The sequence below is a fragment of the Paenibacillus sp. MAH-35 genome, assembly GCF_058135425.1.
Window position 1 is genome coordinate 1 of sequence record NZ_JBYUPU010000073.1, and the last position, 21,616, is coordinate 21,616.

At 52.0% G+C, this 21,616-nt stretch carries 18 protein-coding genes; 3 read left to right on the top strand and 15 right to left on the bottom strand.

Features of this window, described 5'->3' with window-relative positions; all coding sequences use genetic code 11:
- Window positions 1–251: 251 nt before the first annotated feature.
- Complete coding sequence (locus AC3Y2E_RS33765) at window positions 252–650, bottom strand: hypothetical protein (protein ID WP_379217686.1); 399 nt, start codon at window positions 648–650, stop codon at window positions 252–254.
- A 44-nt stretch (window positions 651–694) separates the two neighbouring features.
- On the opposite strand from AC3Y2E_RS33765, the gene AC3Y2E_RS33770 reads away from it, so the two are divergent.
- Window positions 695–1,648: a Gfo/Idh/MocA family protein gene (locus AC3Y2E_RS33770; protein WP_379217688.1), complete on the top strand. Its 954-nt coding sequence runs from the start codon at window positions 695–697 to the stop codon at window positions 1,646–1,648.
- Between the two features lie 92 nt (window positions 1,649–1,740).
- On the opposite strand, the gene AC3Y2E_RS33775 is transcribed toward AC3Y2E_RS33770, so the two are convergent.
- The 10 genes from AC3Y2E_RS33775 to AC3Y2E_RS33820 all read right to left on the bottom strand — a co-directional run bounded on the left by AC3Y2E_RS33775 (window position 1,741) and on the right by AC3Y2E_RS33820 (window position 11,395).
- Window positions 1,741–2,292, bottom strand: a complete 552-nt coding sequence (locus AC3Y2E_RS33775) for a cyclase family protein (RefSeq protein WP_379217690.1) — start codon at window positions 2,290–2,292, stop codon at window positions 1,741–1,743.
- Window positions 2,293–2,316: 24 nt separating this feature from the next.
- Window positions 2,317–2,949, bottom strand: a complete 633-nt coding sequence (locus AC3Y2E_RS33780; protein WP_379217692.1) for a 4Fe-4S single cluster domain-containing protein — start codon at window positions 2,947–2,949, stop codon at window positions 2,317–2,319.
- Window positions 2,930–3,127: a DUF2997 domain-containing protein gene (locus AC3Y2E_RS33785; protein ID WP_379217695.1), complete on the bottom strand. Its 198-nt coding sequence runs from the start codon at window positions 3,125–3,127 to the stop codon at window positions 2,930–2,932. The genes AC3Y2E_RS33780 and AC3Y2E_RS33785 overlap by 20 nt, the downstream gene beginning before the upstream one ends.
- Before the next feature lies 1 nt (window position 3,128).
- A complete protein-coding gene (locus AC3Y2E_RS33790; protein WP_379217697.1) occupies window positions 3,129–3,530 on the bottom strand; it encodes a DUF1257 domain-containing protein in 402 nt (133 codons plus the stop codon).
- Between the two features lie 20 nt (window positions 3,531–3,550).
- Window positions 3,551–4,534, bottom strand: coding sequence for an AAA family ATPase (locus AC3Y2E_RS33795; protein ID WP_379217699.1), 984 nt, complete (start codon window positions 4,532–4,534; stop codon window positions 3,551–3,553).
- A gap of 122 nt (window positions 4,535–4,656) precedes the next feature.
- Window positions 4,657–5,382, bottom strand: a complete 726-nt coding sequence (locus tag AC3Y2E_RS33800; RefSeq protein ID WP_379217701.1) for a hypothetical protein — start codon at window positions 5,380–5,382, stop codon at window positions 4,657–4,659.
- A gap of 34 nt (window positions 5,383–5,416) precedes the next feature.
- Entirely contained in the window at window positions 5,417–5,986 is a 570-nt protein-coding gene (locus AC3Y2E_RS33805) for an SF0329 family protein (RefSeq protein WP_379217703.1), read from the bottom strand.
- Window positions 5,987–6,205: 219 nt separating this feature from the next.
- Window positions 6,206–8,191 (bottom strand): FG-GAP repeat domain-containing protein, encoded by a 1,986-nt coding sequence (locus AC3Y2E_RS33810; protein WP_379217705.1) that lies wholly within the window; start codon window positions 8,189–8,191, stop codon window positions 6,206–6,208.
- 42 nt (window positions 8,192–8,233) lie between these two features.
- Window positions 8,234–10,039 carry an exo-alpha-sialidase gene (locus tag AC3Y2E_RS33815; protein ID WP_379217707.1) on the bottom strand — a complete coding sequence of 602 codons (1,806 nt, stop codon included), beginning with the start codon at window positions 10,037–10,039 and terminating at the stop codon, window positions 8,234–8,236.
- Between the two features lie 15 nt (window positions 10,040–10,054).
- Window positions 10,055–11,395 carry an extracellular solute-binding protein gene (locus AC3Y2E_RS33820; protein WP_379217709.1) on the bottom strand — a complete coding sequence of 447 codons (1,341 nt, stop codon included), beginning with the start codon at window positions 11,393–11,395 and terminating at the stop codon, window positions 10,055–10,057.
- A gap of 119 nt (window positions 11,396–11,514) precedes the next feature.
- Between AC3Y2E_RS33820 and AC3Y2E_RS33825 the strand changes: the two genes are divergently transcribed.
- Window positions 11,515–12,453 (top strand): AraC family transcriptional regulator, encoded by a 939-nt coding sequence (locus AC3Y2E_RS33825; protein WP_379217711.1) that lies wholly within the window; start codon window positions 11,515–11,517, stop codon window positions 12,451–12,453.
- Window positions 12,454–12,778: 325 nt separating this feature from the next.
- Here AC3Y2E_RS33825 and AC3Y2E_RS33830 read toward each other — a convergent pair whose 3' ends face one another.
- Entirely contained in the window at window positions 12,779–14,533 is a 1,755-nt protein-coding gene (locus tag AC3Y2E_RS33830; protein WP_379217713.1) for a polysaccharide lyase domain-containing protein, read from the bottom strand.
- A 158-nt stretch (window positions 14,534–14,691) separates the two neighbouring features.
- The gene (locus AC3Y2E_RS33835; RefSeq protein WP_379217715.1) at window positions 14,692–15,573 is read right to left on the bottom strand and encodes a helix-turn-helix domain-containing protein; all 882 of its coding nucleotides are present in this window, start codon (window positions 15,571–15,573) and stop codon (window positions 14,692–14,694) included.
- 314 nt (window positions 15,574–15,887) lie between these two features.
- Here AC3Y2E_RS33835 and AC3Y2E_RS33840 point away from each other — a divergent pair, with 314 nt between their 5' ends.
- Window positions 15,888–16,787 carry an alpha/beta hydrolase family protein gene (locus tag AC3Y2E_RS33840; protein WP_379217717.1) on the top strand — a complete coding sequence of 300 codons (900 nt, stop codon included), beginning with the start codon at window positions 15,888–15,890 and terminating at the stop codon, window positions 16,785–16,787.
- Between the two features lie 759 nt (window positions 16,788–17,546).
- Here the strand turns inward: AC3Y2E_RS33840 and AC3Y2E_RS33845 are convergent.
- Both AC3Y2E_RS33845 and AC3Y2E_RS33850 read right to left on the bottom strand, forming a co-directional pair.
- Entirely contained in the window at window positions 17,547–18,701 is a 1,155-nt protein-coding gene (locus AC3Y2E_RS33845; RefSeq protein WP_379217719.1) for a serine hydrolase domain-containing protein, read from the bottom strand.
- A gap of 201 nt (window positions 18,702–18,902) precedes the next feature.
- A complete protein-coding gene (locus AC3Y2E_RS33850) occupies window positions 18,903–21,158 on the bottom strand; it encodes an ATP-binding cassette domain-containing protein (protein ID WP_379217722.1) in 2,256 nt (751 codons plus the stop codon).
- Window positions 21,159–21,616: the final 458 nt, after the last annotated feature.

The window sequence follows — 21,616 nt, forward strand, 5'->3', positions numbered from 1 at the left end:
CGAATCTTTTTCAAATTGTACATTAGGCAAATATTTACTTATAATTTTGTACTCTGTTTCTGTTTTAATGTTAACAGAAAAAAAGAGTAGAATAGTAACAATACATACAATGACCACCAGAGATAAGCTGTTAATTTTTTTGCTAAAATTAATAATAAATCAATCACCAGCCTTATCTAAAATAAATCGGAGGCAGAACAACCTCCGATTTATTTTATCATTAAATGAGGACCTCTATGAAATAATATTGATTACTGGACATAGAAAAGAACGGGTCCTGTCTGTCTCCATTTTTCTGAAGCGCTATTATTAGAAAAACTAAGTTCTTGACCAGTAGCTGTCAGGTTTAAACCAGACACACTTAAGCTTGAATCATCCCATGTATGTCCAATTTCGGCCTGAAATGTTATATACGCGGGAACTATTGGATTTGTGAATAAAAATTGTATCCAGCCCACATATCTATACGAGTTAAATTCGTATCCTGTAGTATTAGTCCATTTGTATTCATCTTGAAATATCCAACCTATACCACGAACACCATCTTTAGGTTGTGCGAGCGTATGATCATCGTAATTTGTCGCGTCTGCGTAAATGGTGTGAAAGCTTCGAGTCAAGATGGTAATATCTCGATGAAGACTGCCCAACATAAAGCCATCTTCTCCTCCTAGTTTCAATCCCCCCGAACCCGGCCGTGGTTGACGGGATAAAGGAACGGCGCGAGCAGGCGATACAGGAGTTTGGCTGCGACGTCTACGCCGATCATGAGGAGTTGTACAGCCGAAGCGATATCGATTTGATCGTAAATGCTACCCCTAGCCATATGCATGTGCCGGTGACGCTGGCGTTTTTGCAGCAAGGCTTTCATGTGCTATGCGAAAAACCGCTGGCCCCCGCTGCCGCAGACGTAGACGGACTGATCGAAGCGGCCGAACAAGCCGGTAAATTGCTGGCCGTGTTCCAACAATCCCGGTATTCGCCCGCATTTGTCCGGATGAAGCAAGTCATCGATTCCGGCGTGCTAGGGCGAATCGTGCGGGTCCGCTTCGCGAACAACAGCTTTGCCCGCCGCTGGGATTGGCAGACCCTCAAACGTTTCAACGGCGGCAACTTGATGAACATCGGCCCGCACCCGCTCGATCAGGCGCTGCAGCTTTTCGATCCGGAGCGGATGCCGGAAGTGACCTGCTTCATGGATTCGGCCAACAGTTTCGGGGATGCGGAAGATTATGTCCACGTCATGCTGCGTGGCCCCGGCAGTCCCGCAGTCGATGTGGAAATCTCCTCTTGCCATGCGTATACGTTCAATCATTACGAGGTCCAAGGAACTCGAGGCGGTTTGAAGGGAACGTTCGGACAGTTGAACTGGAAATATTTCAAACCGGAGGAAGCGCCTCAACAGCAACTGATCGTCGAGCCGATGTTTCATCCTGACGGAACCCCTGCCGCATGCACCGAGACATTAACCTGGCATGAGGACAGCTGGGAACAGAAACATATCGCCGATACCATGGGTACGGCTTTCTACGAAATGCTGTACGACACGCTCGTCCGAAACAAGCCGCTGGAAGTCACGCCGCAGCAGGTGCGGCGGCAGATCGCCGTTATGGAACAGTGTTACCGGCAAAATCCGCGTTTCGCCCGCTGACCGTCTCCGGCTGTCCCAAAAAGGACCTCAAAATCCACAGTAACGTGGAGGCTGAGGTCCTTTTCTCGAGGAAAACCGATACGAAAAACATTTTATCCGTTCGTTCCAAACTCCGCCGGTTCCTCCTCCACCACCGCAACGGCCCGAACCGGGGACCCGTCGCCACCGGCGATACGTAAAGGAAACCCGTAGAACATAAAGTCGGTTCCGACGGGAAGACGCTCCAAACCTTGCAGCCCCGTATAGGTCACGATGCCGATAGCGAGCAGCGCCCGCTCCAGCTCTTCAGACAATTCACCGCCGACGAACGGCGGTTGCAGCGCAGCGAACCGGTCCAAGCATTCCAGTCCGACGGTTTCGGCAAAAAACAACCCCCGGCCTTCCGGCCAAGCAGGGTCTTCAATCCGCACTACACGCGATGTCCCGAAAAATCGCTCCAGCGGCAGTTCGTCCAATGTCGCGGCACCGGGGTGCATATGGGAAGGCGCGTCCACATGCGTGCCGGTATGGCTGCCCATCGAAAGCTGCCGCAGCTCCCAGTTATGGCGCTCGTAGGTGTGCGCAACCTTGACTTTCACCTCCGGATCGCCGGGATAGACGGGCATACCGTCCGTTATCGGTATCGACAAATCGATCACTCTCACTTAGGCGTCCCCTTCCTGAACATCTTATCCTTCCTTACGAAAAAACCTCCGAATCCTCGCGTTTGGAAAACCGGTGACCGAAACCGTTCCATCCTGCCGGAAAGTCAGCTCCGTCTGCCGGGTGAGCAGATCGTCTGGCTGGTAACGATCCGTCAAGATGTGGATGACCTGATTCGTGCTTCCGCGAATACCTTCTGCAGCCGGCTTGTCCGCTTCATAGCGCCCGTCGATTAACACGTCGATGCAATCTAATGCGCCCCGCCCATTCGGAAGCTGAACGATTTCCTCCATCGTATAGCCGCTGAAGACGAGGATGGAATAACCTTGTTCCCGAAGCGCCTGAACAAGCGCCAGCAAACCTTCCGGTTGTTGAAAAGGCTCCCCGCCGCTAATGGTTACCCCTTCCACTTCAGCAGGAATGCTTGTGCAGATCTCGCCGACGCTCACTTTTTTCCCGGTTCCCGCTTGGTGAGATGCGGGATTAAAGCACCCTTTGCAGCCGAGGGAGCAGCCCTGAACGTGGATGACCGCACGCAGTCCGGGTCCGTTAACCAATGAATAAGGGGTAACCTCCGTATGAAGCATGAGGCAGATGTCACCGTTCATAACCGGCGAATTCAGACCGCGTGGAGTCTCATCACTCATAAAACTTTTCATGTTTGCTCACATGTTCCTGCTTTGCTGCATAAAATTCCGGTTTTCGCCGTTTCCTCGTGATTTGTCCCAATGCCGTCTCGAAAGGCCGGGTCGCTTCGTCGCATTCCGTGCCGTTATAGTTTTGGGCTTCAATCGAAATCGAGCCGTCGGTCCCGACCGTAATTACAATTCGCTTCATCTTACTGCCCCCATCCGCCGCTTGATGCCGCTTGAGTCAGAACCACCTTCACCGAGCCGTCCGGCATCGATTGGCGGGAGACGGAATAGCCCAGCTTGCGAGCCTCCATCGTGGCAAGAGCGACGCCGTACGTTTGCAGCAGGCGACCGCCGCCGTCTCCAATCTCTTTAGCCACATGCCCCTGGTACCAATCGGTGATAAGCGTATATTGGCCGTCCGGCTGCTTATTCAGCACAACGTCATACGGTCCTTTGCATTTGATCACATAGTCTCCGATTATAGTACGCCCCTGATACCCCCGCGCCTGCCCTTCCTGCACAAGTTCAAGTCCGAGTTCCTTGCACGCGATCTGCACCGCCTCGATGTTTTTGATCGTCGTCTGTAACGTTGAGAAATGCGACATCGGTCCTCCTGCCTCCTGCCTTAAAAAAACAAGCGCCTCTTATTATCTTCACCGACCGCCTCAACCATGCCGGAGGAAGCCGGACGGGCGTTCGTCGCCCCCCATTCCCGAATCCGCTCGATATGCGCCTTCATGATTTGCGAGAGCGGCTTGGTCGCGCGGCAAGCTTCCACAATATCGGTTGTCTGCAAATCGCGGTTGAGACTGAAGGCCCGGTACAGTCCGGACACGATCGCCTGCTCGATCTCGGCTCCTCCAAAACCGTCGCTCTCCCGGGCAAGCTGGCCCAGATCGAACGCCTCCGGATTGCGTCTGCGTTTTGTCAGATGAATGCGGAGAATATCTTTTCGCTCTACCTCGCTAGGCAGATCGACATAAAACAATTCATCGAATCTTCCCTTCCGCAACAGTTCCGGAGGCAGCGCGTTCACATTATTAGCCGTTGCAAATACAAAGACGGGCCGCGTCTTCTCCTGCATCCATGTGAGGAACGTTCCAAGCACTCGCGCCGTTACGCCTGAATCGGACGCGCCCGAACCTTGAAGTCCGGCCATCCCCTTTTCCAGTTCATCGATCCACAAAATGCAAGGCGATATCGTCTCGGCCAACTGCAGCGCCCGTCTCATCTGCTCCTCGGATTGTCCGACAAGACTGCCGAACACTTTCCCGATATCGAATCGAAGCAAGGGCAAGTTCCAAGCGCTCGAGATCGCTTTGGCCGACAAGGATTTCCCGCTGCCCGGCACTCCGACGACCAGCACTCCCTTCGGGTTCGGCAAACCGAACGCTTGCGCTTTCTCGGAAAATGCCCGCTTTCGCTCGGACAGCCATGCTTTCAGCAAATCCAGCCCGCCGATTTCTTCGGTCGTATGATCGGCAGGGATAAACTCGAGCAAGCCCGATTTTCGAATAATATTGGACTTTTCCAGCTGGACGTCCCGAATCGACTCGATCGAAAAACTTTTGTGACGGACCAGCGATAGGGCGAACGCAAGTAAGCACAACCATCTGATGAATATGCAGCTCCGGTACAAGCAGCTTCACCGTCCCGTCCTGCCAGCTCCAGGACAAAGGCTCTCCCGACGGAGCGAGCGATACGTCGCGCGGCTTACGCGGCGGCCTCAGGCTAACCGGGATCGCGGTTCGCACCGGCAGCTCCTCGATCACCGTATTCCAGGTGCTTCGCTTGGCGCCGTATTGAATGAGGTGAAGCACCCAGCGGTCGGGCTCGCTCTGGCTCATCAGTGATATCTCGATCGAAGGCGATCGGGTGTCCGCTTCCACAATCCGTTCTGCCGGATCGACCAGAAGATCGAACATGTTCAGCGCCAATTGCCTGACGTTGCGGCTGCCGATATGGAAATAGTCCTCCGCCAGCGGAACGGATGCGATCGCGATCTTCCCCTTGCCGAACGAGGCCAGCACCGCTCCGGGCTCGCCGCTCGCCTCGCCGGCCGACCGATTTGGCGCCGGACGTCCAGGCTTCCCGCTCCTTCACGAAGCGGAACGCTTCGCCGATCAACTCGTAGACGCCTTCCTCCGGCTTGCCGGACGGCGTAAGCTGATCCCCGACGCAGCAATCGCCGAGCGTAGCCATAATCGTGGCGCATTCGAATTTCAACTGCACGGGGTTGTTCAGACTGCCGAAATACCCCCAATTTTTCGGAAATCGCGTGGTCATGCCGCCGGAAGGCTTCGGCAAGGTGCGTATGTACCGGGCGATCACCGGGTAATGGTAGCTGTTCCAGCTGACCAGCGCCTCCGGATCGTATTCGTGTCCGACCCGTTTCACCCAATGCGGCGTGTGGAAATCCAGATGGATTTTGCGATTTGTCGCTTGCATTTTACTCATGGCCGTGCCCCCCATTCATGCTTCGCGTCGTTTTTTATAACGTGCTTAGCCGCAGTTCATAAAAATACTGCACAATCGGATGCTTTAGCTTCATCTTTTCACTCATATTTAATATCCTTTTTTTTCCAACTCGTCTGTCGATCAATGCCAGGACATTCAACAGGATATCGTCGCTCTCTAAACTTTCCTCGATAGAAGCAGACAGAAACTTAGTAGCGATAACGATAAAATTGGATTTACATAAGGTTGACTGCGCCGACAGAAGCGTTTTTGCATATACTGATTTTTTTCTGCTTGCTGCAATTACTTTCAGACGATCCTCCGGAACGTTCCCCTTGATCTCTTTTCGGACGGCTTCAAGATCTTCATCGTAAACGGGAATTTGGATGTCCGGATCATTCTTGATCTCCAGCTCCGACTGATACCATCTGATTCGATTAGTTGGGTCACTCATATTCAGTACATTGTTTTTATCTACTGCAAGATTGCAAAGCCCTGCTTTATCGGGCAAATAACGGTAGCTCGTCGCAAGGTATTCGACCTTTCCATGCAAGGCAGGACAGAGAAAACTCTCCAGATTTTGTTTCAATTTGCTCCAGGACATGTACTACTCCTTGTTCGATATGAATTACTGCCTACCTGAGGCAGCTGTTCTATTCTCCATCATACTATAACAAACGTCTGTAACCGAAGCACGCTCTCTAGATGTTCCGAAATTCAGACGCTTTCGTATAATCTTGTAATCGGTTCAGCAGCCGCTTCTGTTATGCATGGTTATGCATGTGTAAAAGAGCCGTCGAATTCTACGGCCCCTTATCCACCATTATGAAATTGTTTTCCAAAAGCACGCCACTCCCGGCTCACCCCCGGCGTAAACCAGCTCCAGCTCGCCGTCTCCGTCTAGATCGAGAACGCGTTTGAGCAGCCCCATACCCGGCACGATCTTGCCCGTATAGTGTAACCCGATTGGACTTGTCGCCCGGTATACCCGGCCGGTTTGCCTGTCAGCGCCGGACATCATGATCACTTCTTTGCAACCGTCCTTGTCCAGATCGACGGTTTGAATTTCGATCATTCGATTCGTGCTAACGATCAACTCGTGGCCGGATATCGGCAAGCTTCGAGCTGGTTCGAGAATCGGCAATCCGTCTGGACCGACACCTTTGTTCAGCAAATAGTAGACCCCCGCTCCGGGATTCGAGTCTGTCTTGAATCCGCCTTGATACGTCGCTCCGCCTACTATCAAATCTTCCAGCCCGTCTCCGTCCAGATCAACAGCCGCGGGACATACCCGGTTATGAATCCGGATGACGTTGCCGTCACAATCCTTCAGCGGTCCGGCGGACCGAAACTTGAATGCCCCTTCGCGCACCGCTTCGCCGTCGTCGATGAGCAGATACAGCAAGCCTTTGTCGCTTCCCGCGACGAGATGCTGGCGTCCGCTGCCATCAAAGTCCCATTTGGCGATCTGATGAAAGCCGCTGTCCGGCGCTTCCTGCCCGTCCGTTTCACCCTCCATGCGGAATACGCCGTTCTGGTCTTCCACAGCCTTTTTCTCCGGCGATAAATAAACCCCGTCCGCTGTATTCATAATTTCGCGAACCTCGATATGCGTCCACGTACTGTCTGCCAAATACCGTTTCCCCGTCTGCCGGTCCTCCAGTACTGCGGAATAATTGTACCCGGAGGTGACCACATTGCGGCCGCTAATCGGACCGATGCAGGCGAATTCCGGTACCAGACCGCCCGACTGTTTGTTCCTGAGTCTCAGAATGGTAGTTCCCGCCGTAAGCAGAAGGTCGTCGTTGCCGTCCGATTGGTCCACGATCAGCTTCGCATGCAAGGAAAACAGCCCGAACATCGACTTTTCCAGTCCGTCGATCTTCACTTCGCCCAGATTCCGGAAAACCGGCTTTCCGTTTCCGGCAGTATGTACCCGCTGCAAATAGTACAGCTTCGGCAGGCCGTAACCGGCTAAAACAAGCAGATCGGCGGAAGCGGTCTGCGGATTGCGATACAGCACAGGCCTTGCAAAAAAGCCCCGGAAGCGCTTACCGTCCTCGATTCCGTCCCCGAACAAGAAGGGAACCCCGTTCTCATCGCCTATTTTCTCGGCTGGCTGTACGTATTCCGTGCCTAACGACTCCAATAAGGCTTTCCCGTAAGCCGCCTTCGACTTTTCCAAAGGCTTCGTATACGGGGTGCCTGTATATTGCGGTTTTCCTGCTCCGCCGCTTCCGTCAGGCAGCCACCATAGTCTGCCCGACATATCGCCGACAATCAGATCGAGCGATTGCCCGTTCGAATTGGGATATACCATCGGGTAGATGTAGTTGTAAAAGTTCGGGTCGATATAGCCGTTCCCATCGCCCATTATATGATTCGGATTGTCGTACGGAATATTCAGCAGCAAACCCGATTGGTTGTCCTGTACTCGCTCCACATACTCGAACGTGATGTCCGGATACGTTCCTTTGCGCTCGAACCAGTATAGGAACCCGTACCGGTCGGATACGATCAGATCGTCCTCGCCGTCCCGGTTCCAGTCGATCGGGATGCCCATCGTCGGGACGAATTTGTTTTTGCACACCAGCTTTGGCGGAACGTCCAGTTCGTTGTCCTGCAGCCGATCGGTCGGATAAAGATAGATCCCCGACCAAATTCTGCTGATCAATAAATCTTTAGCCCGCTCAGCCGACCAACTGACAATGGAGCCTGTCATAACAAGCCCGAACGCAACCGGGCCGTATTCGGTCTTAATCGGAATTTGTTCGCCGAATTGCATCGCATGTTCTTGTATGTCTGTCATGGCAACCTCCGCTGCATGTAGAATATAATTTAGGGACTTCTATCAGCCTACCCGTTGGATAAACAGATCAGCTTCCGTGCAAAGCGCTGCCGCCGCCGTTTCCGAGATGAGCTGCTGACCCAACACGGACGGGGCGTTGATCGCCTGCACAAAATCGTGCATGTAGGCAACTGCGTCCGTATTGGCTTTCTGGCTGACTAGCTGCTGAATGATCGCCAAGCGATACGACAACTGGTCGGCAAATACGGCGTTGATTTGACCCATCTGCCCGAATTGATCGATCTGCTCCAGCATAACGCCCGTCGTACCGGTATCCGGGGGCACGAACAAGGAAAATTCGGCCAGAATATCCGTACCTCTCGATTCCACGATTTCCACTTTGGCGTATTTTGCATAAACGGGCTGATTCAGGACCACATATTCCATTTCATTGATAACGACGTAGTCGAATGCGGCTACCGGACTGCCCCAGTTCACGCCGTCGGCGGACAAGTAGATATTGGCGGTCTCCTCATAGCCCGGCTTCAGCACGATTCCGATCTTGCTGACCGGATATGACTGATCCATCTCGATGGACCAGTATGCGCCCTCTCCCGTCTGTACTTTGGCGGCGGAATACGTGTACGAATGGTTGCCGTCGATCGCACCGTGCGGCTCGTAGTAGCTCGGCGTATAGTTCATATCCGTCGTAATCTGCGCATTCCCGTTCGCATACATCCTCCACAAATCCAGCTTTCCGGTTGCGCTGTCCCAATAGGTCGTCGGCGCCTCGTAGTCCATAAATTCGTTCACCGTGCTAAACGTTCCAGCGATGTATTTCGCACAGGAGTCGTAGTACACCGTAAAAATACGCCCATCGTCGAGCCGAACGCTGCTTGGATAGCTCTCGTCATTGCAATGCCCGGCATACATGATGAGCGGCTCCGATACGGAAGTCCCGTCCGCTCGAATGATCTGGCCCACGACAGGGCGGCCGAACGCATATTGGTCCGAACTGTCGCCCCACATATGCAGAATGTTCGAGTTGGGATTTCCCGGCTCGAGAACGAGCAGGTTGGACGCATTCGCTTCCAGGCCGGTTTGAACAGGCGCCGTCCAGGTCAGGCCGTTATCGTACGAATGCGCTTCCTGTGAAAATGTCCCGGTCCGGATCATGACCATCAAGTGGCCATTCCCGAGATTGGCCAATGCGGGCTCTACAAAGTTGGAGGCGTTGGAGGGATTCTGAATCTCTACTTCATTCGACCAGCTCAACCCACCGTCCGTGCTTCGGGTAACGAAAGCTTTCCACCAATAATGGCCGGTCCGTTTTCCATACAGCGGGATTAACAGATCGCCATTATCCAGCTCGATTATTTTTGAAGTTGTCGCTACGCTATAAAACTGCGATTGCACCAGGGCCGGAATGGACCAGGTCAGTCCCCCGTCATTGGAACGGACGATGAAGGTGCCCACCGCCCGCGATGGCGTCTGACTCAGATCTGTCGAGAAATAGCTCAAAAGCAAAGTGCCGTCGCTCGTCTGCATAATGCTGGGGTCACGGTCGTCGTATACCGAATCTACAACGGTTACCGGTGCGGACCAGGTCAGTCCGTCATCCGTGCTCCGGACCATCGCAATTCGACCGGTTGGAGAAGAATGGGCGAGACTATCGTAGTACACCACCATCAAATCCCCGTTCTGGAGCTTTTCTACATCCGGAAAGTACGTATTCCGCGATCCTCCCTCCGCTACGATCACATCGGGATGTCCGGAATCGATATCGGCTCTCACGGGCTGGAAGGACACCAGGAACAAGCAGAGAAACAACAAAACCGACACAATACGAACCGTCTTATTCATTTTCATATCGATTCACGCTCCTTATCGTTTCCACTCGTCCAGCCGGATCATGGCGGTCTCCTCCGCTTGGCGCAATGCCGTATTCAGATCCACCGTACCGAGCATGGCTTGCTCTGCCAAGCCGTTGTAAACGCCGACGATCCGGTTTTCATAGATGCCTTTGACCGGAACGGGCGCCATCTTGTTGTAAAACAGCGCTTGCCAGTTTTTGTCCTTGAATGCCGTTTCCTGTCCGAGCGCCTGCTTGACTTCTTTGCTTTGCACGACCGGCATATACCCCTGCTTCGCCAGAGAGAGCTGGAACTCGTCGGACACCATATACTTCAGCACTTCCATAGCCGCCTCTTTGTTTTGCGCTGCATTCGTGATCCCGAAGTAGGCAGTGTACGGCTGCACGCCGATGCCCGGTTGTTCTTTGAGCGTAGGCACGGACACCCAATCCCAGTTGAACGCTTTCATCTCGCTTGGCCAGGTCGGAGCTAAGGCGGATACATAAACAAGCATTGCTGTTGTACGGTCTTTCATAAATGCGTTTACAACGTGACTTTTGTTTGTTTTCAAGCTGCTCAGATACGCTTTTACTTCCTGCATTTCCGTCGGCTCGATCAGCAGCTTCTGGTAAAAGCTGCGCCACCGGCTGTCCTTATTGATTGTGGGCTGTTCCGTTTTCCCGTCGACAACGGGGATGGAATACGGGTTCATATAAAACATATAGGTGGAGAATGGCGCATACCCGATATATTGCGTGTCTCCGTCTTTGCGCGTCAGCCGCTTGGAAAGCGTATACACTTCGTCCCAAGTCATGCCGTTTTTCGGATAATCCACCCCGAATTTGTCGAAAAGGTCTTGATTGTAATACAAAGCCATCGTATCCGTATGGATGGGAAGCGCATACAAGCCGTGCGGTGACGACTGAACGCCGCCGATGATCGACGGATCGAACCGTCCCAGGTCGACTTGATGTTTCTTTAGCAACTCGGTCATATCAGACTGCAGGCCGTATTGAATCGCTTCATTCTCAAAGGAGCCGACATTTGCGAAATAAATATCGAATGGCGTTTTCGCTGTGACCATTTCCGCGATTCCCGTTCCGGTTCCGGTACGTTGGATGTATTTGATCGTAAAGTTGGGGAATTTCTCCCTCAGTTTGTTGCCGTAGCGATTATTGAATTGCTCCGGCGCCAGACCGCTGTGCGAATAAAAGATAACCTCTGCCGGCTCGTTGTTTGCCTTGTCCTTTTTTTCATTCTTTTTGGTTTCGCTAGCGCCATTTTGCCCGTTCCCCGTTCCGCCGCAGCCCGCTAATAAGGTCGTAACCAGCACCGAGATAAGGATAGCACTTGCTTTCGCATGTTTCGGCATGTCATTAAACCCTCCTTTTATTTGATGGTGTTAGCCTTGCCCGAGTTTTTTCCTGATATTGACGCACTTAACCGCCACTGTGATAATATAAAGCGACTGAGCAACCGAGGGGGATACTTATGGTGCAATCGCGCGATCTGGCTGCCACCACGTTCTGGGATCGTCTGAATATCAAGGTTCGCATTGGCTCGCTGCTTTTCGATGTTTTGCTCAACGACAATATCGTTCCCCGGGCGCTCGGGTATGTGCAGGAAAAGCATAATCACGCCGCCTTTGAGCTTCAATTCGTGTGGTCCGGTTCTGGTACTTTGATCTTTGACGAGACGGAACGGGTTCTTGGAAGCGGTTCCATCCATCTGATCGGTCCGAACATTTTTCATGGGGTCAAACCTGACGCGAACGATCCTGTAGTTCGCAGTACGCTTCGCTTCACATTCCGTGAGGATAAAGAAAGCGACTCCTGGTTCCCCCTGACAGAAGCGGAGCAATTGGAAGCCGTGCTATCCTCCGTGAATTACTGCCGTCTGCCGGCCAATGCGGATCATGACATGTTATTCCGCCTTGTGGATGAAATCCGGCATGAAATCGCGACTCCTTCACTGGGCTCGTATACGAACGTGCAAAGCTTGTTCGCGCAGATCATCGTTCGAGTCGCGCGCGCGGTCCGTCTGGATAGCGGAACGCCTGTCGATTACGCTATACCGAGTCGAGTCACGGACGATTTGCGCTCCCACATCATCGATGTTTTTTTCATGGGATACCGGCAAAATCTGACCCTGGAAATGCTCGCCGCACAATTAAGTTTAAGCACCAAGCAAGTCAACCGTCTGCTCAAGAAGTACTTCCAAACCTCATTTAAGCAAAAACTTCTCGATACAAGAGTCGAAGTGGCCAAGGACCTGCTGCGGACAAGCGATTTGCCTGTGGAACGGATTGCCGGGGAAGTCGGCTACCCCTCGACCCATCGGTTTTATTACCTGTTTCAAAAAAAGCTGGGGATGACCCCGACCGAGTACAGAAACCGAAATCAAGATGGCATGAGCCGTTCCGATCCTTGATCAAACCTCCCTTCGTAACCAAGTGTACCGGTAATAAATGGGATCAACAATCAACGAAGCGGACATCTTTTGCGACGAAATGTCCTGTTTTGAGGCGGCAACACATTCGATTTTCGCTTCAGCCAAATCCATTAGCTGCCTGCACTAAGGGCTTGTTGTTCTCAGATAATGATTTCCAAAAACATTAAAAAACCGCAGAAAGCGGCTCTCTGCGGCTAGGGACTTGATATCCCGGATATGGGGACAGTACTTCTCTATTCCGGCTTTCTCCTCAAAGTGTCCCGGACGTGAAGTGAAACGACGCTCTTGCTAATGATCGTTCCTGTCACACGAAGGCCCCCGTTGCGTCGATCCAATTCGTGCCACTCCACCATATAGGTTTATTAAGAGTGGTATCGTAATAGGATAGTCCTTTCATCAGATTAGCGGTTGGTCGCATTCCGGAAGCCCCCAAATTATTCGACCGTGTGAAATCCACTTTTCTCGTATGCGTTAATTGCCCGACAAACTTGGTTGCCTCCGCCCATCCGTCCGTATTGATGTTTGTAAATTCACAGTTTGTGATTTGGTTTGCTCCGTTTGATGCGTTCGCAGTAATGCATCTTTCCGCTACATTCCCCACTCGTTCCTTTGCCAAATCACCGCTAAATCTGCAATTACTTAAATAGTTCGTGCCGGCCATGTACAAATAGATGCAAAAGTTTTTGACCGGTTGATTTGGGAAAGCAGTTAATGGATTGAAGCTGCCTCTCACATCAAAATCAAAATTAGCAACATTATATAACCGAAGGAAATTTTCCGACGCCTGTTTCACGATGACATTCATATACCCCTCGTTTAAATGGTTGGCCATGACGCCATATCTGCAAGTGTCAATTTCAAGAGAGTCGAATTTCAGATTGTAAACCGGTTGCGCATTTCCTGCGATCCCGATATGGACCGCATAGGATTCGGCAGTTCCTTTGATATATACGCGATTCAGGTGAACATTCGTGCATCCTGTAATGACAAGCAGCCTCTTTGGCGCAGCCACATCATTTTCAATGTAGACCGTGCCAATTTCAATATTTCTTATATTTGCGCCTTCCCCGTATTTGGTCGTAATCCCCAAAGCGCTCATCGAGCTGGATCGGACATACAGATACTGGACGTAAACATCGGAAACCTGTTCGCCCCAGTTCGGCTCGATATCAAACCCTCCGGGCATCGTTACATGGCCGACTCCGATTGATTTTACAGATTGAAACGTAATCTGCTTCCCCTCGCATATGGATACGGTATTGCGGCCCAGCGCAATGGGGGTGACCCCGTCCGTATCGACGGAAATGCCTTCTACCTCATCAAAATCCAAGCCGCAGGTGTTAGGCCCATTGATGTAAATCACGTCGCCGGACGGGTTTTTGCCATAAATTTTGCCGAACCGGGCGTTTCTGCAGTTTTGCAAATACAAGCAGTGTCTAAACTCTTGCAAATATACCGTATTGTAAACCCCGCCAACGACGCAGTTGTTGTTAAGGTGATTGCCGTCGAAGCGGATTTCGTCGATTACAAAATTCGAACAGTTATTCAATTGCAAAGTTCGGGTCTGGGGGTTGGTGGCCGGCAATTGATCGGGTCTTTTTAAAATCCCTCGAAATACTAACCGGAAATCCGATTTTCCTTCCACTACGATATTGTCCACGATGTACGTTTTTCCGATATCCGTCATCAAGGTCAGATGATTGCTGCACACATAATCCAATGCGTCCCGAAACGCCTGCGAGTCATCGGTTACCCCATCGCCGACAGCGCCAAACTCCTTTACGTTTACAGGAATATGACCGTATTCCTGCCGAATCTCTTCCATAATCCGGCGTATCCCGCGGGCCTCTCCCTGAAGGCGGTCCGTCAGGTTTCCATATACGTCATCCACCACACCGTTACCCTGACGCGCAAAGCTTACGCTTTTCCCCAAAAAGACTCCTGCCACCGCCGCAGTGCCCGCCACGCTCAACAGCCTCCTCCTGCTAAACTTCGCGTCAACGGCTCTGTCAGCTGCAGCTTCCTTTTCTTGGTTCGATGGAACGTTAGCGTTTGACATAATAACAACTCCTCACTTGTTATCGTTACGCTTTCATGTCCTGATTGTAAAGGAGACTGTGCATGACATTCCATTGCCGATCGGGTCTTCCTTCTCGGCGATACGGTCATATCGGACAAAACGACACAGAAAAAGACCTTCGCGACGGCGCGCGAAGATCATCGATTTTCTTCCCTGTATTTGCCCGGGGAGCGTCCCGCCTCCCGCACGAACAGCTTGTTGAAAAAGGCCGGGTCCCCATAACCGACCAATTCGGCAACGACGTTGACTTTCTCGTCCGTATCCGTCAGCAGGCGCTTTGCATGTTTCATCCGGATACGATGAACGTACTCGATTACGCTCGAACCCGTATATTGATTGAACAACCGGTTCAATTGACGGACGCCGATCTGGAAAAGCGCAGATAGATCGGACAACGTAATTTTCTGGTTATAATGGCGTTCGACATACCCGCGTATGCGGCGCACGAGTAATTCTTGAGGCGGGCGGCTGTCGGCATGATAATTGCGGTTTTTGTAGGAACGAGACAGCAAGATGAACAGATTGGTCATTTTCAGTTGAATAATGGCCTGATAACCCGGCTGCCGGCGATTCAATTCCTGAAGAAGCTCCTCCAGAATGGCCCTGGTTTTGTCCGCCGCTTCGCCCCGCAAGTTCAGCTTGTGATGAAACCGGGAGTGTCCGTTCAGAAAAGGCTGGACGTAAAAAAAGTCGAGGGAATCGGTAATGTGCAGCCTGTTAAGCAGCGAATGCGGGATAAAGTCCGGTTCGAACAGGCAATTAAACAGCACGATGCGCTGATCTTCCTTCAGCGAATATCCGTGCCTCTCGCCCGGATTGATGATAAATATGTCGCCCGCCTGGGTCTCGTAACAAATATCTTGGAACAAATGTGTAGCCCGCCCGTCGGCAACGTAAATCAGCTCGACAAACTTATGAGTGTGAAAATCCGGCATATCCTGCACGTCATGGAGATTTTGCTGAATCCAAAACGGAAAATCGCGAGGATGCGAATACAGGCTCATCGATTTGATTCTCACAACGACACCCCGATTCACGGTATTACTCGCTTCCTCCATTTTATAACATACCCCGGACGAGGAAGTCACGCGGGACTTTCCAACACCAATTAATCTCGTTACATATTAACGAAATTAATATTTAATGTAATTAATTTAATTCAGTTCCGGTTTGGCTAGTCAGCCTACGTTTTCCCGTGCCGCCGACTGATTCGTAAACTCGCTTCCCCAATGAAAACAACTCCAACTATTTCTAGTCAAGGGAGGGAATACGCTCCTTTTGGAGAATTTAGAGTTTGAGGAGATTCATAGATCCATGTACAAGGAGAAACGAGATGAACGAATTAAAAGACCTTACCCAGAAGTGGCTTGATCGGATCGGCAAGCCGGAGCGCTATGAATACGAGCGTCGTCTGAGTCTTATTCGCAAAATAGTGACGGCCGAGTTTGATGGTGAGCTGTATGAGCAGGCAAACGGTCCGGGTACCGTGCAACGGACACTATTGATGCTGCCGAAGACGATCAACGGCAAATTGCCGGCGGTAGTCGTTCCGTTTTACTACCCCGACCGGATGGCCGGGTACGATCTCGACTCGCTCGAGCCAACCGACGAGCCTGACATTGCGATGGCTCTGCAACTGGTGCGCCGCGGATATGCGGTTGTCTCTGCGGATGCTTATCACCTGACCTACCGGGAGCTCGAGCTGGAACGCCGGGATTTCTCCCGTTGGCGGGTCGCCGCCGACAGCCTGCTTCGCGACCATCCGGAGTGGACAGGCATCGGCAAGTTGATAGCCGATACCCAACTTCTGGTGGACCTCCTATGCGCGGACTCTCGGGTCGATCACGATCGGATTGGGATAGCGGGGCATTCGCTTGGCGGGAAGATGGCTTTATATACAGGTTGTCTGGATCACCGGATCAAAGCTATGCTATGCAGCGACTTCGGGCTTGAATGGGATCGGTCGAATTGGAACGAACCGTGGTATTGGGGAGATAAGCTCGATGCACTGAAAGCCGCCGGTATGGATCATGCGGAGCTTCTGCGCCTTGGCGGACTAAAGCCATTTGTTCTGATCGCAGGGCTGTACGACAATGAAGAGGCGCTGGACGGTATAAAACGGGCGGGTTATTCCGATCCGTCGCAGTATCTCTTCATCAATCACGCCAGCGGGCATCGTCCGCCGGTCGAAGCTCTCGAGCAAGGTTATGATTTCTTACAAAAAAGCTTCTAATGTCATCCGCGCTGGACAAAGGCAGCCATACGTTTTCGTTTGGCTGCTTTTAGCTTTATGATACACTCGTTGCTCGTTACTTCAATTGAGGTAAACCGATTGATCTCATTCTCATTTTCCGATAAAACTTCGGATGACTCGTACAAGTAGGGCAACGCCACAAACGGCGAAGAAAACGAAGCCCACATACTGAAAGATCGACTCGACGTGCTCTATAACATCTTTCCAGAAAAAGAAGTTCGGAACCGGCATCAGCATTAGAACGGTGCCGACAACAAAGCCATAAAACCATATTCGAGTGTCTTCACTTCTCATTGTAAGCCACCTTTCCCAATCCCGATATGTGTGCGGGGCTGACTAATCTAATAAGAGTCTTTGGCGAGGCTGTCGATTAACTGTGGACAACCAAGTGGAAAGGGAAAAGATTACCTTCTGGCGAGTTTTGTCTGGAATCCCCTACCTTACAATCCTTATTCAATCAAGGGATTCCGGACAACCTGTTTGAGCAGAAGAAGGTAACTTTTCACTTGGAACGGCCTGCTAACACTTCTACACATTGAATCGACAGTCTCTTTGGCATGTTTTATTTTCGGAATACTGGCGGGACCGAGGCGAATAGAAGTGGTTTGTACCCTTTATTTCAGCCAACGGATAGGGGCTGTACCCTTTTCGCGGAAATTAGCAGCTCCAAACCGCTCCTATTGCTCCGCCCAAGCGGGTTTTGGACAAATTTACGGGTACAAACCGCTCCTATCCGGTTTACTCATCGATACAGCTCATCACCATATTATTGAATAAATTGCGTGTATAGAGTTTATCCGTCACAATTGGAAAGTACGCCCAAAGCAGATTATATTCGGGCTCGATCAGCAATCGAACGCCGCCGGCTCCGCCATGATCATACGCATGAGCCGATCGTAAGCAGCCGCTGTCATCCTGCTTCATACTGCGCACGTTCCAGCCGTAGCCCCACGATGCTTCCCGGAACGTCATTCCGTTGGAGGCGGCGGGGACGCCGGGGATTTGGTTTTTCACCATTTCACGTACGGAGACCGGACTTAGTATTCTCGTATTGCCATATCGACCGCCGTTTAGAAACATTTGCCCGAATATGGCCATGTCCATCACCGTCGAATAAGCGCCGCCGGAAGCCGACGGATCGCGCAGCGCTGCCGGTGTGCCGAGCCATTTGCCTCCAGCCAAATTCTCATCTCTTCTGACGGCTCTCCCAAACAAAGCTTCGGGGACAACGTAAAACGTATCTTTCATCCCAAGGGGCTCGAAAATTCGTTCTGCAGCAAATTGTTGCAGCGATTGTCCGCTTACGCGTCTTACCATTTCCCCAAGAAGTTTGTACCCGTAACCCAAGTATCGCATTTCCGTCCCGGGAGGCTTCCACAACGGAGCCCCGCAGCTGAGATCAAAATACTTATGCTTTTTCGGGTGCGAAGTCGACTCCGGTTCCGGAACAACGCTCCCCAGCAGCTCCTGTTTTTTCACATGGTCGTGCACATCCTCTTCTCGCAAACCCGATGTATGCGTGAGCAGATGATGGAGATTAACGGCCGCCTTCCCCTCGCCGGTAAATTCCGGTATAAACCGATTCACCGGGTCAAACAAATCCAATTTGCCATCCTCGACGAGGATCAGGATGCAAGTCGCGGTGATCGGTTTCGTCAAGGAAGCGAGAGGAAATAACGAATCTATCTCCAGGTGTGCAGATCCCTCATCCGGTGTTAGCCGACCGTAAGCATTGTGCGATACGATCACTCCATTCCTTGCCACTAGCATAGCAGCCGCAGGCGTCGCTCCCTCCTCCACCCACATCTTCACTCTGCTCTTCAGAGCGTTCACCCGCTCAAGCCGCATTCCGGCCTGCTCCGGGGTACCTTCTTGCAGCTTCGGATACTTCATTCGCATGATCACCTCTCTGATTTCATGTACAAGTGCGCACCGGGAGAACGAACTACCCGCTGCGAGAACATCACCCACTATGAATTCTAGATTTTACCACAAATTCCTTTCGTTAGATTCACAACACGGAATAACGAAAACAAAAAAAATCCCGCAAACCGAATTCAATCGGTTGAGGGATAGGTCCGTTGGAGTGGACGATTACACCAAGTATTTTCCCGTGATCGACTGCTCCGCATGGAGGATCTGCGAGGGGGTGCCCTCGAACACGACCTGGCCGCCCTTGCTGCCTCCGTCCGGTCCCATATCGATGATCCAATCCGCATGGCTGATCACATCGAGGTTGTGCTCGATGACGATTACCGTATTGCCGGCATCCACCAGACGGTTCATAATCCCCAGAAGCTGCCCGATATCCGACATATGCAGACCGGTCGTCGGCTCGTCCATCACGTAGATGCTGCCCTTCTTATGCAGCTCGCTTGCGAGCTTAATGCGCTGGCATTCTCCGCCCGACAGCGTGCTGAGCGGCTGACCGAGCGTAATATAGTTCAGTCCCACATCACTGATCGCCTGGAGCTTGCGGACAACCTCCTTCAACTCGAAAAAGTCCAGCGCCTGCTCCACTGTCATCTGCAGCACATCCGCAATGGATTTGCCGTTCAGCTTGTACTCGAGCACCTCTTCCTTGAACCGTTTGCCTCCGCATACTTCGCAGGGCAGCTTCACGCTTTCGAGGAAAGCCAGATCGGTATACACCACGCCCAGACCCTGACAGTTCTCGCAAGCTCCTTTGGAATTGAAGCTGAACAAGCCTTGATTCACCTTATTTGCAGAAGCAAACGCCTTGCGCACATCATCCATAATGCCCGTGTAGGTCGCGGGATTCGAGCGTGTGGACACGCCTACCGCCGATTGGTCGATGACGATCGCATCCGGTTGCTGGCTAAGGAATATTTCGTTGATCAGCGTACTCTTGCCCGATCCGGCAACGCCCGTAACGACGGTCAGCACTCCGGTTGGAATATCTACGCTTACGTCTCGCAGATTGTGAAGCGTCGCATCCTGTATGGACAGCTGGCCGGACGGCTGCCTGCACGCCTGCTTTAGCTGGAGCGGCCGCTTCATATGGGTCCCGGTTAATGTTCCCGACTCCAGCAAGCCTTGGAAGCTTCCTTCGTACATGATGGTACCGCCCCGGCTGCCCGCGTGAGGCCCGACGTCGACGATATGATCCGCAATCTTGATCACATCGGGATCATGCTCGACGACGATCACCGTGTTGCCCTTGTCGCGCAGCTTCTGGAGCAATTCATTCAACCGGTGCACATCGCGGGGATGCAAGCCGACACTGGGCTCGTCGAATATGTAAGTGACATCCACCAGACTGCCGCTCAGGTGCTTCACCATCTTGACGCGCTGCGACTCGCCGCCGGACAACGTATCCGTCTCACGGTCCAGCGTCAAGTAATCAAGCCCGATATCGACCAGATGCTGCAGCCGCTCTGTCAGCGATTTAACCATCGGCGCGGCGACCGCATCGTCGATCTCCCGAATGACGCGGATAAGCTGTCCGACTTCCATGGAGGACAGTTCCGCAATGTTATGTTCATGAATCCTGCAGCTGAGCGCAGCCTGACTGAGCCTTGCGCCGCGGCAGCTGGAGCAGGGTCCTTCGGAGATGTACGGCGCCACAGCCCGCTGTGTGCGCTCGGACTTCGCCTTTACATCCTGCTTGATGTACTTGTTGGTAAACTTCTCGATGACGCCTTCTACGGTAATATTCATCGCTTTGCCGGCGAAATCCACCTGCACTTTTTTGGCCTTGCCGAATAACAGCTGCTCCAGATCCTCATCCGGATAATCGCTTAGCTTCTTATCGGGATCGAAGGGGCCTGCCTGCACGATCATGTTCCACTCCCAGCTGTTCACCGAGTAGTCCGGCAGCATAATCGCTCCTTCGTTCAACGACTTCGACATATCCAGCGCCTTCTTCATATTGACGCCCAGCTTCCGGCCGATCCCGTTGCATTCGGGACACATGCCTTGCGGATCGTTAAACGAGAACATGTGAGCTTGTCCGATATGGGGTTGACCCACCCGCGAGAAGAGAAGGCGCAGAATGGGCGAAATATCGGTAATCGTGCCCATCGTGGAATGGGAACCGCCGCCCAGCCGCTTCTGATCCACGATAACTGCCATGCTCAAGTTCTCGATTCCGTCCGTGTCCGGCTGAGGAACACGGGGCAGAAAATTGCGGACGAACATGCTGAAGTTCTCATTCAGCAATCGCGTGGATTCCGCGGCGATCGTATCGAAGACGATCGATGACTTGCCGGAGCCGGATACTCCGGTGAAGATTGTAATCTTCCGTTTCGGAATGCGCAAGGATACGTTTTTGAGATTGTTCTCCCTCGCACCTGAGATTACGATAAACTCCTGATTGGATTCGCTCATGATAACATCCTTCCGATTAGATTCATGTCTTTTTATATCCGCATTGTACCATTCATTGGGCATTGGAAAACGGATAACCCGAAACTTTCGTTGTGATTTTTTTATTATATTGAAGTTTTACCGGATGCAGATGAGATGCAGCCGGTTTATGTACAATTGGTTCAAGCGGCGCTTTTTACAGGAACCGTTCTTGGGATAGGAAGCTGCGATTGTGCTTTATTCCAGCAGTTTAACAAGCCTTCCGCACCATCCACTCCAACCATACCTAGCCCCTTCGAGTCCTTGCGTACGGGAGAATCCGATTTTTCCTTGGTTTTGCCCACCAACACGGAAATCGAGTAGGCCCATGCACAATTGCATGGGCCTCTCACAGATCCGGACGTGCGGGTCATCGCATCCGGCTCCTCCAAGATTATCCCCTTTGGGGGTGATGTTCATTGTAAAGCTCAAGAAGACTG